Raw genomic sequence first — 17,198 nt, 5'->3', positions numbered from 1 at the left:
ATGCAAAAAAATAACCGCACTTTTAAATTAACAGCAGTATCTTTCTTTGTTATTAGCTATATGGGATATGCTATTGCTGATACAGAGACGGCATTAGATGATGAAATTTTAGAATTAGATACGATTCACGTGCAAGAATATCATGCTAATCCTAAGAAATATGATGTAACTGGTTTAGGGGCAATAAAAAAGACAAAGGAAAGTTTACAACGTGATCAAGTGGAAAATATTCGAGATTTAACTCGTTATGATCCTGATGTAGGTGTGAATGAAGCTGGTGGACGAGGCACATCAAGAGGGTTTTCAATGCGTGGTGTGGAACGTGAACGAGTAGCTATTGATGTTGACGGCTTTGGTTCAGCCCCTATTTTGAAAAAAGATAGTCCAACTTCGGGTTATCATAGGGTACAACAAACAAGTTCTTCCATTAATGAAATTGAATATGAAAACTTGAAAGAGGTGGATTTACGTAAAGGATCAGCTTCTGCTGAATCGGGCAATGGGGCACTTGGTGGTGCGGTAAGTATGACGACTAAAGATACCCAAGATTTCTTTAGTGACGATGAACGTCAAGTCGCTGGACGTTTTAAGATCGGTCATACTACAAAAGATCGTAGAACGCTTTATTCTGGGGCATTAGCTGGGCGTCATAATGGCTTTGAGGGGTTTGTACAATATACCAAGCGACAAGGACATGAAGTCAGAGCCCATGATGATCTTTATAATGATGGTTATATTATTTCCCATTATGCAGTTGACGATAATTTAACGACTCAGCGTACGGTGGATACTTATTTTGATGCAGAAGATGTGAGTGGTCCTCAGCGTAGAATTCCTAATCCGTTGGATTACCATAGCGAATCTTTCTTATCTAAATTTGGCTATCATTTCTCGAATCAACACTATTTAGGTGCGGTGGTTGAAAATACCATTCAAAAATATGATTTGCGAGAAATGTTTTTACCTAATTATTATGCAGGTTCTAATGCAAATGTTCAGAGTTATGAACCGCTTTTTCCGTCTATTGGGACAATTAGCCAGTATCAATTTACTCCAACACGTTTTTATTTTGATAAACATAAAAATAAACGTGTAGGCTTAGAATATAAGTATCATAATGAACAACAAGATTTTATTATTGATCAGGCTATTTTGCGTTTAGATCGGCGAGATTTAAAATTGCAAAGTACGGCATTAACGCTAAGTTGTTCCTATTGGCCTAGTGTAGATAAAAATTGTTTTCCAAATGATGCAAATTATATTCGTGGACAATTAGGGGATAAGCACTTTAGTGAGTTAAAGGAAAAAGATATTAAGTTTGATGTCAACCTTGTTAAAAATATAGAAATTGTGGGAAGTCAGCATCAGTTACAATTAAAAACAGGCGTAATAAAATCTGATTATGAGGTAACTAACTATTGGTTAAGACAAAAAAATACCGAAAGAACGGTTGAGGAAAATCGCCGTTATTCTGAAAACTATTATTTAGATGGACCGCATTCCACAGGGAAAATGAAAGGGCAAAATATTTTTATTTCATTGAGTGATCGTATTCATTTTAATGACAAGTTTAATACTAGCTTGGCATTACGTTATGATCGACAAACCTTTAGAGCGAATCCGACCGAAGAAAGTAGAAAGTATGGTCTAACTTTTGAAAAAGCAAAATATGGCGAATTTTCTTGGGATATTGGGCTAGCTTATCGTCCTATTGAGCCAATTGAATTTACTTATCGTGCGAGTACGGGGTTTAGAACACCAAGTATTATTGAACTTATTGGACCGGGTTTTAACAATGAGCGTTTTAATCCACAACAGGATACGCAAGGGAGTTTAAAAGCAGAAAAATCCTTTAACCAAGAGGTGGGTATTGAGTTAATTGGATCATTTATGAAAGTCTCGGCAAGTTATTTTATTACCGAATATCGTGATGTAATAGGACGAGCGGTAAAATATCATGATGATCGTAGTTTACCAGGTTATGCGACTTCGGATATTTATTTCAATTTGTATAATTTCACTACTCATGGTTTTGATATTAAATCTTATGTAGATGCGAATTCCTTGTGGAGTAAATTACCTGCGGGATTAGAATTTAGAGCCAATGTGGGGGTAACCAAGATTAAAAAACAAAAACCAATTTCTGATGATTTTGGTATCGTTTCCAGTTATTCCTTTGATGCAATTCAACCCTTAAAATTGGTTTATGGTGTGGAATATCATGCACCGAGTGAAAAATGGGGTATGAGTTTAATGAATACCTATTCTAAAGCGAAGAATTTAGATGAGTTAATCTCTACTTCTAGACAAAACACTTTAACTTCACAAGGGGCTAGAGTAGCGAATATTAAAACCAAAAGTTGGCTTACCACAGATTTGACAGGATATTATCATTTTTCGCCTTATATTACTTTAAGGGGGGGGGTGTATAATGTATTTAATTATCGTTATGTTACTTGGGAAGCGGCGAGACAAACGGCATTTGGTTCGGAGGCTCGTCAAACAACTGAAAATTATTCTGCTTTAGCTGCACCGGGGCGAAATTTCTTACTTAATTTAGAAATGAAATTTTAATTTTATTAATTTATTAGAATAGAGATAAGTGTTTCTGCTTATCTCTCTTTTTGATCTTTAGCTATGAAACCGTTATTTTTTTCTTTATCTTTATTATGTACTTCTTTAGCTTTAGTGGCTCAAGAGCCTATTAATCATCAAATAAATCGCGATGAATTTTCTACCGGCTATCCAAAACCCATTATTTTAGATAGTCTTCAACAACAAATTTACCAAGAAAATCAATATATTCCGCAGTTATCTGCAGAAAATAAGGAATTGATGATAAGTAGCCAACAATTATTAGATAACCCTGAGCTGTTAAGAACAGTTATGTTGACGCTTATTCGTCAACATAATATTGTTGGTATTGAAAAAATACTCCCTATTTATCGACAATCAGCCTTTGCGAATCCTTATTTAGTATCTTATGCAGAAGGGGTATTGCTATTATATCAAGGTAAATCTGCGGAAAGTGCGGTAGCTTTTCATAAAATTTTACAAGATTACCCTTATGCAGAAGTAGTGGGATATTATTATGCCTTAGCAAATTTTTACAATAAAAATTATGCGTTAGCACGTTATAATTTTAATCAATTAGAAAAATTGTCTCATTTACCGCCAGATATTAAGCAACAAGTTGAGCAATATCATCAATTAATTAACCATATTACTGAATGGAAATTTAATGTTAATTTAAGTGTTTTTTATGATAGAAATATCAATAATGCTCCAGATCATCAAAAATGGGGTAATTTTAAGTTTTCAGATAAAAAATCTGATTTTGGTATAACATATCAAGCCGCATTATCTAAGAAGTTTATTTTGCCTCAAGGATTTTATTTACAGCCTCATTTTTACCTTTATGGAAAACAATATCATCGCTATCGCCATTATAATGATTTTAATAGCCGTATAGCCTTAACTTTTGCTAAGGCAGATCAATATAATGATTTTACGTTACAACCTTATGCAGCGAGAAGATTATATGGCGAAAAGGCTTATTCTTATACTTTGGGCAGTCAAGCGAGTTGGTTGCATCATTGGCATCATCGATTTTCAACATTATTTTCGTTAGCCTACGAACATCAATATTTTGATCGCCAGAAATTTTTTAATAATCATCGCCAGATTTTTAATTTAACCAGTTTATATGCCTTGACGGAAAAACATACTTTATTATTAAATCAAGAAGTTGTACATCAATATGCGACTCGTGATGCGGAAGATCGTTATTGGGGTTGGAGCGTTAAAACGGATTGGCGTACAGCTTGGGATAATGGTTTAGGTACGAATATTTCTGTTTTGTATGGGCAAAATAAATACAAAGGGGCTACTTTATTAACCCAACAACATAAACGAAAAGATCGTAAATATGCAGTTATGTTGCAATTAAAACATCAAAAGTTACAATATGCAGGTTTTCAACCAGAAATTTCTTTGCAATATTATGCCCATAGAAGTAATAGTGCATTACATTCTTATACAAGAAAAGAAATCTTTTTCAATATAAATAAAATATTCTAGCCATTCTATGAAAGCGGTATTCGTTAAATGGATAAAAATCTTTCAATAGATTTTATGACTTGAGTAGGCTTTTCCGCATGTACCCAATGATCTGCCCCATTAATGGTAAAGGATTGGGCTTGGGGAAATTGGGCTAAGATGGTTTCACGATCTTTGAGTTGGATATAATCGGATTTACCGCCTTTAATAAACAAGGTAGGTTGTTGGACAAGACAAGGTTGCCAGTCCATAAGGGCGGAATAATGTTGATAAAGTGCGGTCAAATTAAAGCGAAATTTTTCACTACTGCTGGGATCAAAGGATTTAAGCATAAATTGGATTATGCTTTCGTCCTTGATATGTTGAGCAAGTAGGGGACGAGCTTGCTGGCGAGTGCTGACTTGGGCTTGTTTGACGGCAAATAACCCCGCAAATACATCTTGATGACGTTGTTGTTGGTATTTAATGGGGGCAATATCAATGACCACCAGTTTTTCTACTTGTTCAGGGTATTGGGCGGTAAATTGCATAGCGGTTTTGCCCCCCATAGAATGTCCAATAAGACTGACTTTTTTTAGTTGAAGTTTCTCTAATAGTTGATAAATATCCTGTGCCATAAGTGGATAATTCATTTGTTCACTATGAAAACTTTGTCCATGATTGCGGAGATCAAGGCGGAGAATGTTGTATTGCTCACTAAATCCTTTGGCGATAATGCCGAGATTATTCATATCGCCAAATAAGCCATGTAAAAAAACTAAGGTTGGTTGGTGAGGTGAACCTTGCTGGTATTGATAATGTAATGCTTGTTCGTTCATTATTTTGCCGTTATTTTCTGTGATTTGCATAGTGTATTGAGAAAGAAATCAGTATAATGCACATTATATCGTCTTGCCACTTTAAAATAATACAGCGTTGGCACGCTTTGCCGTATTCTTTGTACTGTTTTCGGCGTGCTAGTTTGTCTTATTTTAAATTGAAGGACTATAACGAGCAAGCTAGATAACATAAAGAGGAAAGGGAAATGAAAATTATTGAGGTAGATGAAGAACTTTATCAATATATTGCGAGTAAAACTCAATCTATTGGCGAAAGTGCATCTGATATATTACGCCGTTTGTTAGATCTTGATCCTCTTTCTAACACGCAAACTCTTGTTGAAACAAGTGAAACGGAACCTTTAGAAACGCCACAAAAGGTATCGCAATCTTTAGAATTATCCGTAGTGAATAAAGGGAATCGTCAAACTGCCAAGGTGGTAAAAGAAGAAAAGGCGAGTGCGAGTGTAAAAACACAATCGGAACAAGATATTCAGCAAGTGGTAACTAAGTTGCGAGCTTTATTGCAGTCGGCGGATTTTGTGGAAGAAAATAAAGCGGTAGTGCGTTTTTTGGCGGTGCTTAACCTGTTGTATCGTACTAATCCAGAACGTTTTGCTCAAGCAACGGAGTCATTGCAAGGGCGTACTCGGGTTTATTTTGCACGAGATGAATCCACATTGTTGGCAGCGGGGAATCATACTAAGCCGAAGCAAATTCCAGACACCCCTTATTGGGTTATTACCAACACCAATAGTGGGCGGAAAATGTTAATGTTAGAGGGGGTTATGCAATCCATGCAGTTGCCTGAGGATTTAATTGAGCAAGTGCGGTCATTTTTTGTTGTAAATTAAATGAATAGGCAATTTTTATGGCGACAATATGCCGATAATCCCGATTATGCTCAGCGTATTGCCTTGCAATTTGAGCAGCAATCCTTAACCTGGCAAGTTTTTTCTGAGCGAATTGAGCAATTCGCTTTTTGTTTTGTTCAGCAAGGGGTGAAAGCTGGGCATACCGTAGCCCTATGTGGCAAAAATAGTCTGGATTTATTGTTAGCTTATTGTGCAGTGTTGCAACTGGGAGGGCGTGTATTGTTGCTTAATCCTGCGTTTAGTGTCAGTAAAATTCAGCAACTTTGCCGAGATCACCAAGCGGTCTTGCTTTGGTCTGAACAACAATGCCAGCCATTGGCACAAGTCAAAGCACAAGAGCAATTTGTTTCTTTGACCTTAACCTTAACCTCAGGATCTTCTGGACAACCTAAGGCGGTTGCGCATCGTATGGCGGATCATCTGGCTAATGCTCAGGGGGTCTGCCAGTTAATGAGGTTTCAAGCGGAGCATTGTTGGTTACTTTCTTTGCCTTTATTTCACGTTTCAGGGCAAGGCATTGTTTGGCGTTGGTTATTGACAGGGGCAAGATTGCAGTTAGTGGGCGATAATCTTTATGTTGCTATGACACAAGCCACGCATCTTTCTTTAGTCCCTACTCAATTACAACGTTGGTTGGCCTATTTAGCGGATAATCCCATTCAATCTCAACAAAAACAACATATTTTACTGGGCGGTAGCCATATTCCGCTTAATTTGGTAGAACAAGCGGAACAGCAAGGCTTTTCTTGCTATTGTGGTTATGGTATGACAGAAATGGCGTCCACGGTATTTGCGAAACCTTATGATAGCAAAGCTGGAGTAGGGCAAGCCTTAGCTGGGCGAGAATATTGTTTGGTAAATGGCGAAATTTGGTTGCGTGGTGCAGGCTTAGGCTTGGGCTATTGGCAGAATGGGCAGCTTACGCCGTTATGTAATCAACAAGGTTGGTTACAAACCAAAGATCGAGGATATTGGCAAGACAATGAATTAGTGATTGCAGGGCGATTGGATAATATGTTTATTTCAGGGGGAGAGAATATTCAACCTGAAGAAGTTGAAAAGATTTTATTGCAATATGAACATTTAAAGCAAGCGGTAGTGCTTGCTGTGAATGATCCTGAGTTTGGGCAACGCCCTGTGGCGATGGTGGAATTTTCTCAGGGATTTACCCAAAAGGACGTGAATAAATTGACCCATTGGTTGTCCAATAAACTGGAAAAATTTAAACAACCTATTGGGTATTTTCCTTTGCCAGAGCAAGCACAATCAGGGATTAAGGTTTCGCGTTATGAATTACAACAACAATTAGCTAAGATATGGGATAAAGAATAATTTATGAAATTACGGCGTATTGGCGTTTATATTATGTTGTTATTGGGTATTGTTACCTGTGTACAGGCAGCCGTACCGAGTTTAGAAGATCTCCGCACTCAATTAGAGGGCGCCAAAGCGGATAATAGCAGTTCGGCAGAGCATAAGCTAATGGTGCAAAATTTAGAAGAAGCGGTATCATTAGTCAGCAAAATTAATCAACAAAAACAGGCGAATGAACGTTTAGAAAACGAGATTGCCAATGCAGGTAAATTATTAGCGGAAAGCCAAAATAAATTACGCCAGCTACGGCAACAAAGTGCGGTGCAATCTGTTGAAGAATTGGAAAGCCAGTCTTTAACCAATTTACAAAGCCAATTAGAAAACACTTTTCAAAAAGTGCAAGAGGCACAAAGTGATTTAGCGGAAGTCAATGCTACGGTGGTGTCGCAAAGCACTGTACCAGAGCGTTCGCAAATGGCATTAAAAGATAACCTTGTGCGAAGTCAAGAGATTAATAGTAAGCTATTAAATCTTTCTCCGTCTGATAGCAGCCCGCAAACGGAAGCCTTACGTAATCGCTTAGAACTTGAGCAAGAATTGATCGAGTTAAGCAACCGTTATCATCAAATGTTATTACGTGGACACGATAGTTTAACGGTATTATATGAATCTCAAAGCGAAGAAGATACCCTAGCTTTACAACAGCTACAAGCACAATTAGCCAATTTACAACAAGCCATTAATGCCAAACATTTGCAAGAATCCCGTAAACAGGTGCAACAAGCTACTGAATTAGAGCAAAATACTAATGCTGATAATCCTGTGATTGTGCAAGAGCTTGCGTTAAATACCCGTTTTTCCCAGATTTTGTTACAAAATACTGCACAAATGAATGCCTTATCGCAAGACGATTTACGCATTACCAATGTGTTGGATAATTTACGCCAAATGCAACGCAATATTGAAGAACAAATTAGTGCCTTGCAAGGGACATTAGTGCTATCAAGAATTATTAATAAACAAAAACAAGCCTTACCCCAAGATCAAATGATTAAAGGTTTGTCTAAAACCATTGGTGAGTTACGGGTGCAGATTTTTGATACCACCGAAATTCGTGAGCATATTTATAATACCAATAGTTATATTGCCGAGTTAGAACAAACGTACAAAACGCAATTTGATGAAAAAGTGCGGTCAGAATTGGAAAAAATTTTACAAGAACGTTATAAAATTCTGAATGATTTAATTAAGTTATTGAATAACCAACTAAATTTAGCCATTACTATTGAATTAAACCAACAAGAAGTTTTATCTATTAGCGATACTTTACAGAGTAAATTACGCCAACAAAGTTTTTGGGTTGCTAGTAACAATCGTATTGATCTTGATTGGTTAGAATCTTTTCCACGCCTTGCGATTGCGGAGATTGGCGAGCTGGCAAGGCATATTAATCTTGCCAGCTTAACGCAGAATATTATTCCCCTTGGTTTGTTTATTTTGATTGCTTTAGCAGGTTATAGCCTGATTATTTATAAAAAACCAAGCATTAAAAAACGCCTTACCAGTTTAGCGGAACAAGTAAATACCTTAAAGCGAGATAGCCATTGGCATACCCCAGAAGCTTTGTTTTGGACGGTTATTCTAGCCTTGCCGAGTACCCTTATTTTTGTTTCGCTGGCGAGCTTAGCTACTTATGTGATTTTTCAGAATTTATATGAAGGTTGGAAATGGGCATGTTTTTTGGCGGGGTATTGGTTGTTTTTTGCTACAATTCTCTCCTTATTGCGTCCAAACGGTTTAGCCTATCGCCATTTTGGTATGCCACAAGGCAGTAATGAAATTTTCCGTATTGTCATTAAAAAATCCATTTTAGTGATTTCATTAATTTTCGGATCTTTTATTTTCTCTTATTTACAACAAATTGATTTTAGCCGCGATGTGATCGGGCAGGTTATGCTAATTGTGGCATTAATTCTCTGCCAATTTGTGATTTTACCACTTCTAACAAAAGCCATTAATCGTTATGAAAATACCGTAACAGAAACAGGCGAAATTCGTAGCACCAAGTTATTACGCTTAGTTAAAATCGTGCTATTTTTAACGCCAAGTAGCTTAATTGTTTTGGTGGTGTTGGGGTATTATTATACGGCGGTTGAGCTGATTAAATATTTATTTGAAAGCTATATGGTGGTGGTCATTTGGATTTTTGGGCGACAAATTGTTTACCGCTTTTTATCAGTGTCTTCAAGACGTATGGCATATCGGCGTTTACAAAAACGGCGTGAGGATATTCGTCAGCAATTAGAAGTGGGCGAAGACAAAGCCATTACAGAAGCAGATGTGGCGGAAAAAAGCATTAAAATTGCCACCGTCAATCAACAAATTTTCCGTATGGCAGATTTAATTGCTTGGGTGGTATTAATTTTAGCCTTTTATGCCGTATGGTCGGATCTATTCAGTGTGGCTTATTATTTAGACGGCGTGATTTTATGGGAAAGCATTGAAACCACCGCCAAAGGGACGGTTGCCAATTCCATAACCTTATTAAATTTAATGCGTGCGATGCTTGTGTTGCTAGCAATGTATATGTTAGTACGCAATTTAAAAGGGATCTTGGAAGTGTTAATTTTCTCTCGTAGTCGTTTTTCGCAGGGAACACCGCATACGATCACGTCATTATTAAGCTATTGTATTATTGTGATCGGCTTAATTTGGTCGTTTACTAACCTTGGTTTATCTTGGAATAAATTACAATGGTTATTTACCGCACTTTCTGTGGGGCTGGGTTTTGGTGTAAGGGAAATTTTCGGCAGTTTTGTGTCTGGGATTATTCTGTTATTTGAACGCCCTATTCGGGTTGGCGATAAAGTTACCGTAGGGCAATTTACGGGCGTAGTCACCAAAATTCGTTTGCGTTCAACCACCTTGCTTGATTCTGATGATAAAGACGTGGTATTACCTAACCAATCTTTTGTTACAGAACGTTTTATTAACTGGACATTATCAAACAGTATGACAAGATTGGTAGTGCATTTAAGTGTGGCTTATGGGTCAGATTTGGATCTTGTACATAAACTCTTGTTACAATCCGCTAAAGAAGCACCGAAAGTATTAGAAACGCCAGAGCCACAAGTGAATTTCTTAAATTTTGGCGAACATGGTTTAGAATATGAATTATTGGTACATGTACCAACTATTGATGATCGCGTACCAATGACGAATTTCTTGAATTACCGCATTAATCAATTATTTAACCTTAATCATATTGAGATTGCATTTAATCAGCTCAATGTTAATATTCGTAATCAAGAATTATCAGAGGATAGCCAACCGCATCAATTATTTAAACAATAAGGAACAATTATGGCAGGAAATAGTATAGGACAACTTTTTAGAGTAACCACTTTTGGCGAATCTCATGGGATTGCGTTAGGTTGTATTGTGGACGGTGTACCGCCCAATATGGCATTGTCAGAGCAAGATATTCAGCCTGATCTGGATCGCCGTAAACCGGGGACATCACGCTATACCACGGCACGCCGAGAAGAGGATCAAGTACAAATTTTATCAGGCGTGTTTGAGGGGAAAACGACTGGCACCAGTATCGGTTTATTAATTAAAAATGGCGATCAACGTTCGCAAGATTATAACGAGATTAAGGATCGTTTTCGCCCGGGGCATGCGGATTTTACCTATCAACAAAAATACGGTATTCGTGATTATCGTGGTGGTGGACGTTCTTCGGCGAGAGAAACCGCCATGCGTGTGGCAGCAGGTGCTATTGCTAAAAAATATCTACGCGAACAATTTGGTATTGAAGTGCGAGGTTTTTTAGCACAAATAGGTAATATTGAAATTGCACCACAGAAAATAGAGGAAATAGACTGGCAACAGGTTAATAGCAATCCTTTCTTCTGTCCTGATCAAAGTGCGGTGGAAAAATTTGATGAATTAATCCGCCAGCTTAAAAAAGAGGGAAATTCTGTAGGGGCAAAATTAACCGTTATCGCAGAAAATGTACCAGCAGGATTAGGTGAACCAGTCTTTGATCGTTTAGATGCGGATCTTGCTCATGCCTTAATGGGCATTAATGCTGTTAAAGGCGTGGAAATTGGCGATGGCTTTGCGGTAGTGAGTCAAAAAGGTACGGAGCATCGTGATGAAATGAATAAACAGGGCTTTTGCTCTAATCATGCAGGCGGTATTTTAGGGGGCATTAGTTCAGGGCAACCTATTATCGCGACTATTGCATTAAAACCCACTTCCAGTATTACTATTGCAGGTAAAACCTTAAATTTACAAGGGGAAGAAGTGGAAGTAATTACTAAAGGACGGCATGATCCTTGTGTTGGAATTCGTGCCGTACCTATCGCTGAAGCAATGGTTGCGATCGTACTATTGGATCATTTATTGCGTTTTAAAGCACAGTGCAAATAATGGCGGATTAAAGATAAAGGAACAAGTATGACAAAGAATCTGTGGGTAAGCCTTTGGGCAATATTGGGCTTATCGCTGTTTTTTATGCCATTAAATTCGCAAGCCTCGCCACAGGATTGGCAAAAAGTAAAACGTCCGATTCCGGGTGATCCTCAACCGATTGGTGGTTATTCTAATGGCTGTTTAATCGGTGCAGAGGCACTTCCTTCTGAGGGCGAGGGCTATCAAGTGATTCGCCTCAATCGTAACCGTTATTATGGACACCCAGATATGATTGCGTATTTGCAACGTTTAGGTAAAAAAGTTAAACAAGCAGGTTTACCCGAAATGTTGGTTGGCGATATTGCTATGCCGGGTGGTGGACGCTTTTTAACAGGGCATGCGAGCCACCAAATGGGGCTTGATGCGGATATTTGGTTGCGTATGGGAAAAATGTCGGCGAAAGATGCGTTAAATTCTGATGGAAAAGGCTTATTAGTGGTTAATCGCAAGGCACAACGGGTTGATGATAGGGTTTGGAATGACAATCATCGTAAACTGATCCAACTTGCCGCTCAAGATCCGCAGGTGAGCCGTATTTTTGTTAATCCAGCCATTAAAGTGAAGCTGTGCCAAACCGCACAAGGCGATCGGCGTTGGTTACAAAAAATTCGTCCTTGGTTTGGGCATGATTCCCATTTTCATGTACGTTTAACTTGTCCTAAAGGAGCGACTTATTGTGAAAATCAAGCTCCTGTCCCAGTGGGAGAAGGTTGTGGAGCTGAATTGTACTCTTGGTTTGAGCCTGCAAAACCCTCAGCCACACCTGCCAAGCCGAAAACCATACCGCCAGAGCCTATTTTATGTCAACAGATTAGATCAGCTCCTAATCGTAGTGAATGGTTAGAATAAGCAATGGAAATAAGTATTGAAATACTGTTATTACTGTTTGCCGTTGCAATGCTAGCAGGCTTTATTGATGCTATTGCAGGCGGTGGAGGCTTAATTACAATCCCTGTGTTAATGTCTATTGGGCTTTCGCCTGCGTTAGCTTTAGGGACAAATAAATTACAAGCCTGTGGCGGTTCATTTTCGGCAAGTTTATATTTTATTCGTCAGCGTGCGGTCAAATTGCGTGAAGTGGGAATACTGATTGCTTTTACCTTTATAGGTGCAGTGATTGGCACAATCTTAATTCAAAACCTTGATGCCTCGCTGTTAAAAAATATTCTTCCGATACTGATCATCATTATTGGCTTATATTTTTTATTTAGCCCCCAATTAGGCGAACTAGATCGCCAACAACGGGTATCTTATTTAGGCTTTGCCTTAACAGCGGGTTTAGGGATTGGATTTTATGACGGTTTTTTTGGACCGGGAACAGGATCTTTCTTTAGCCTTGCCTTTGTGGGCTTACTTGGTTTTAATTTAACCAAAGCTACTGCTCACGCTAAAGTGCTGAATTTTACCTCTAATTTTGCCTCATTATTATTCTTTATCCTTGGCGGACATATTGTTTGGTCATTGGGATTGATTATGATGCTAGGACAGTTTATTGGGGCGAATATGGGGGCAAAAATGGTATTAAGCAAAGGCAAAAAATTAATTCGCCCTATGGTTGTCGTAATGTCCTTGATTATGGCAAGTAAAATGATTTATGAACAAGGTTGGTTTAGTTAATAAATGAAGAATGAACAACATATCCGTTTAACCGCCAGAGTAGGCTACGATCCAAAATTTTTATGGTCATTTCTATTACCCAAATATTGGGGTATTTGGCTCGGCATTTTTTTCTTGTTTATTCTCGCCTTTATCCCTTTTCGTTGGCGTGATAAATTTGCCAGAAAAATCGGCTTAATTATTGCTCATAAAGCCAAAAAACAGCGTCATCGTGCCAGAGTAAATTTGCAATATTGTTTTCCGCAATGGACAGCACAACAGCGTGAACAAGTGATTGATGAAATGTTTGTGATTACTAGCCAAGTTATGCTAGGCATAGGTGAAATTGCTTTACGTTCTCAACAGCATCTTAATCAACGTAGCGAGTTTATTGGTTTAGAGCATATTCATCAAGCCAAAGCAGAGGGAAAAAATATCATTCTTTTAGTACCGCATGGCTGGGCGATTGATGCCTCAGGGATTATATTGCATACCCATGGTATGCCAATGACCGCCATGTATAATCCGCATCGCAATCCATTGGTGGATTGGCTATGGACAATTACTCGAGAGCGTTTTGGTGGCAAAATGCACGCCAGACAAAACGGCATAAAACCTTTTTTACTTTCAGTAAAACAAGGCAATATGGGCTATTACCTACCTGATGAAGATTATGGCTCAGAACTCAGCGTTTATGCGGATTTTTTTGCCACCTATAAAGCCACCTTGCCGGGTTTAAATAAAATGGCAAAATTAGCCAAAGCAGTGGTAATCCCTATGTTCCCACGCTATAAAGCACATCGTGGCAAATATGAAATAGAAATTCACCCCGCTATGGCATTAAGCGATGATCCCGAACAATCCGCCCGCGCGATGAACCAAGAAATTGAATCTTTTGTTACCCCAACCCCAGAACAATATGTTTGGATCTTACGTTTATTAAAAACCCGCAAGGATAATGAGGATATTTATCGTTAAGGAAGGTGTTTGATAAGAAGTGCGGTGTGTTTTGAAATTTTTTTGCTTATGATTAAAGGCTTTTATTTTTTGGTAATTTATTTTTACACTGGTAAAGAAAATGGCTATTTGGGGAAAGAGTGTGTTGGCAATTTATTGAAATAATTTTAGATTTCTCTGCGCTTTCAAAATGCATTTACCATTTTAAAGCATTGTTTGATCCAGTTTTTATTGTCTAATTAAGCTGATTTTAACGGGATAATTTGTTAGTTTTTTACTTTATATTATGTATTAAGCTAGCAAATTTGCAAATAGTGATCTCGATCTAATTTTGATTTAAGCGTATAATAGCCGAACTTTTTTCTAGCTTAGCGATAATGTTTTGTGCAATTCGTGGGCTATAACGATTTTTTTATAAGATTAATGTGTCAGATTTGATTAAATATTTACGGAGTATTTCATGTCTAGAAGACTAAGAAGAACGAAAATTGTATGTACAATGGGACCTGCTACCGATCGTGGTAATAATTTAGAAAAAATTATTGCCGCAGGGGCAAATGTGGTTCGTATGAATTTTTCTCATGGTTCGCCAGAAGATCATATTGAGCGTGCAGAGAAAGTGCGTGAAATTGCCAAAAAATTAGGTCGCCATGTGGCGATTTTAGGCGATTTGCAAGGACCTAAAATTCGTGTATCTACTTTTAAAGATGGTAAAATCTTCTTAAATATTGGTGATAAATTTGTATTAGATGCAGATTTACCGAAAGGTGAGGGAACACAAGAGGCAGTAGGTTTAGATTATAAAACCTTGCCACAAGATGTTGTGCCGGGCGATATTCTTTTATTAGATGACGGTCGTGTACAATTAAAAGTGTTATCTACTGAGGGGAGCAAAGTCTTTACCGAAGTGACTGTGGGTGGCCCTTTATCAAATAATAAAGGTATCAATAAATTAGGCGGTGGTTTATCTGCTGATGCTTTGACTGAAAAAGATAAAGAAGATATTAAAACTGCCGCAAGAATTGGGGTAGATTATCTTGCTGTTTCTTTCCCTCGTTCAAGTGCTGATTTAAATTATGCTCGTGAATTAGCTGAAGCGGCGGGTTTGAAAGCGAAAATTGTGGCGAAAGTAGAGCGTGCAGAAGCGGTGGCAACGGACGAAGCCATGGACGATATTATTCTTGCTTCTGATGTGATTATGGTCGCTCGTGGTGATTTAGGTGTTGAGATTGGCGATCCTGAATTAGTGGGTGTACAGAAAAAATTAATTCGCCGTTCACGCAAATTAAATCGTGTGGTTATTACGGCAACACAAATGATGGAAAGTATGATTAGCAATCCTATGCCAACTCGTGCGGAAGTGATGGATGTTGCTAATGCAGTATTAGACGGTACAGATGCGGTAATGTTATCGGCAGAAACTGCGGCAGGACAATATCCAGCGGAAACCGTAGCAGCAATGGCTCGTGTTTGTTTAGGGGCAGAGAAAATGCCTAGTATTAATATTTCTCGCCACCGTATGGACGTTAAATTTACCTCTATTGAAGAATCTGTGGCAATGTCTGCAATGTATGCAGCAAACCATATGGAAGGGGTGGCTGCCATTATTGCCATGACCAGTTCAGGACAAACCGCTCGTTTAATGTCAAGAATTAGCTCAGGATTACCGATTTTTGCTTTATCTCGTAATCAAGAGGCTTTAAATCAATGTGCATTGTATCGTGGGGTAACGCCAGTATATTGCGATGAAATCAGCCGTACCGTTGAAGGGGCTAAAGCCGCTGTACAAATCTTAAAAGATAAAGGTTTCCTTGTGGCGGGCGATCTTGTGTTATTAACCCAAGGTGATGAATTAGCGGTTGGTGGTACTAATACTTGCCGTACATTAGTGGTTGAATAATTCTCTTTTGTGATGAATAAGAAAAACGGTGAATTTTCACCGTTTTTTTATATCTATTGTGTCAGAAAAGGAGTAAGCTACCAAAGAAACTTGTAACAAGGAGCTAATATGAACGAACAAGAATTAGTGCAGGAATTAAACTCAACCGTAACGGATTTAGTGCGATTAACTCAATATAGCCATGGTGCAGGTTGTGGTTGTAAAATATCGCCGAAAGTATTGGAAACCATTTTGCATAGCCATTTGGATAAGTTTGTTGATCCTAATTTATTGGTGGGAAATGAAACCAAAGATGATGCGGCGGTGTATGATCTAGGTAATGGTACGGCGATTATTAGTACCACCGATTTTTTTATGCCCATTGTTGATGATGCATTTAATTTTGGACGAATAGCCGCCACCAATGCCATTAGCGATATATTTGCTATGGGGGGCAAACCAATTATGGCGATTGCTATTTTGGGTTTTCCTATCAAATTATTACCTGCTGAGGTTGCTCAACGTATAGTGGAGGGCGGGCGTTTTGCTTGCCAACAAGCAGGAATTGCCCTTGCAGGTGGTCATTCCATTGATGCCCCTGAACCTATTTTTGGCTTAGCGGTTACGGGTGTGATTGATAGTCATAAAGTGAAAAAAAATAGTTCAGCACAAGCAGGTTGTCAGCTGTACTTAACCAAACCTTTGGGAATTGGCATTTTAACCACCGCAGAGAAAAAAGGAAAGTTAAAAGCCGAGCATAAAAATCTTGCCACAGAAACCATGTGCCAAATTAACAGTATTGGGGCAAAATTTGCTGACATTGAAGGGGTTACTGCCATGACCGACGTAACGGGTTTTGGCTTATTGGGACATTTAGTGGAAATGTGCGAGGGATCGCATTTACAAGCAGAAGTACAATTCCAGCAGATTAAAACCTTAGCAGGTGTGCCTTATTATATTGAGAAAGGTTGTATTCCTGGGGGAACAGAGCGTAATTTTGCCAGTTATGGGCATAAAGTTAGTGCGTTGTCGCCACAGCAAAAAGCTATTTTATGCGATCCGCAGACATCAGGTGGCTTACTTATTGCGGTAACGCCACAAGCTGAACGTGAAGTATCTCAGCTTGCTCAACAAGCGGGGATTGAATTGATTGCCGTAGGAAAATTAATCCCGCAAAAACTTGGCGAGGAGATCTTGGTAAAAGTCATTTAGTGAGATAAA

Annotated in this window: 12 protein-coding genes; 11 read left to right on the top strand and 1 reads right to left on the bottom strand. The window is 38.4% G+C overall.

The features are described 5' to 3' along the window. A complete protein-coding gene (locus tag A6A20_RS01680) occupies positions 1–2,574 on the top strand; it encodes a TonB-dependent hemoglobin/transferrin/lactoferrin family receptor (protein ID WP_279571850.1) in 2,574 nt (857 codons plus the stop codon). Between the two features lie 63 nt (positions 2,575–2,637). Then, complete coding sequence (locus A6A20_RS01675) at positions 2,638–4,080, top strand: surface lipoprotein assembly modifier (RefSeq protein WP_279571849.1); 1,443 nt, start codon at positions 2,638–2,640, stop codon at positions 4,078–4,080. Between the two features lie 23 nt (positions 4,081–4,103). Here the strand turns inward: A6A20_RS01675 and A6A20_RS01670 are convergent, their stop codons facing one another. Further along, complete coding sequence (locus A6A20_RS01670; protein WP_279571848.1) at positions 4,104–4,877, bottom strand: alpha/beta fold hydrolase; 774 nt, start codon at positions 4,875–4,877, stop codon at positions 4,104–4,106. Between the two features lie 206 nt (positions 4,878–5,083). Between A6A20_RS01670 and seqA the strand changes: the two genes are divergently transcribed. From seqA to selD, 9 genes are all read left to right on the top strand, one after another. Next, the gene (gene seqA / locus A6A20_RS01665) at positions 5,084–5,731 is read left to right on the top strand and encodes a replication initiation negative regulator SeqA (RefSeq protein ID WP_279571847.1); all 648 of its coding nucleotides are present in this window, start codon (positions 5,084–5,086) and stop codon (positions 5,729–5,731) included. Then, on the top strand, positions 5,732–7,084 hold the full coding sequence (gene menE, locus A6A20_RS01660) for an o-succinylbenzoate--CoA ligase (RefSeq protein ID WP_279571846.1): 1,353 nt from the start codon (positions 5,732–5,734) through the stop codon (positions 7,082–7,084). 3 nt (positions 7,085–7,087) lie between these two features. Next, on the top strand, positions 7,088–10,420 hold the full coding sequence (gene mscK, locus A6A20_RS01655; RefSeq protein ID WP_279571845.1) for a mechanosensitive channel MscK: 3,333 nt from the start codon (positions 7,088–7,090) through the stop codon (positions 10,418–10,420). Between the two features lie 9 nt (positions 10,421–10,429). Beyond that, the gene (gene aroC, locus A6A20_RS01650; RefSeq protein ID WP_279571844.1) at positions 10,430–11,503 is read left to right on the top strand and encodes a chorismate synthase; all 1,074 of its coding nucleotides are present in this window, start codon (positions 10,430–10,432) and stop codon (positions 11,501–11,503) included. Between the two features lie 84 nt (positions 11,504–11,587). Continuing rightward, entirely contained in the window at positions 11,588–12,394 is an 807-nt protein-coding gene (gene mepA / locus A6A20_RS01645) for a penicillin-insensitive murein endopeptidase (protein ID WP_279573717.1), read from the top strand. A gap of 3 nt (positions 12,395–12,397) precedes the next feature. Further along, entirely contained in the window at positions 12,398–13,162 is a 765-nt protein-coding gene (locus A6A20_RS01640; RefSeq protein WP_279571843.1) for a TSUP family transporter, read from the top strand. 3 nt (positions 13,163–13,165) lie between these two features. Continuing rightward, positions 13,166–14,119, top strand: a complete 954-nt coding sequence (lpxM, locus tag A6A20_RS01635; protein ID WP_279571842.1) for a lauroyl-Kdo(2)-lipid IV(A) myristoyltransferase — start codon at positions 13,166–13,168, stop codon at positions 14,117–14,119. Between the two features lie 439 nt (positions 14,120–14,558). Further along, a complete protein-coding gene (pyk, locus tag A6A20_RS01630) occupies positions 14,559–15,998 on the top strand; it encodes a pyruvate kinase (RefSeq protein ID WP_279571841.1) in 1,440 nt (479 codons plus the stop codon). 108 nt (positions 15,999–16,106) lie between these two features. Continuing rightward, complete coding sequence (gene selD / locus A6A20_RS01625; protein ID WP_279571840.1) at positions 16,107–17,189, top strand: selenide, water dikinase SelD; 1,083 nt, start codon at positions 16,107–16,109, stop codon at positions 17,187–17,189. The last annotated feature ends 9 nt before the right edge of the window (positions 17,190–17,198 follow it).

Source organism: Volucribacter amazonae (genome assembly GCF_029783845.1).
Classification (GTDB): domain Bacteria; phylum Pseudomonadota; class Gammaproteobacteria; order Enterobacterales; family Pasteurellaceae; genus Volucribacter; species Volucribacter amazonae.
Note: the sequence above shows the minus strand (reverse complement) of the source record. Positions and strands in the feature narration are given on the sequence as shown.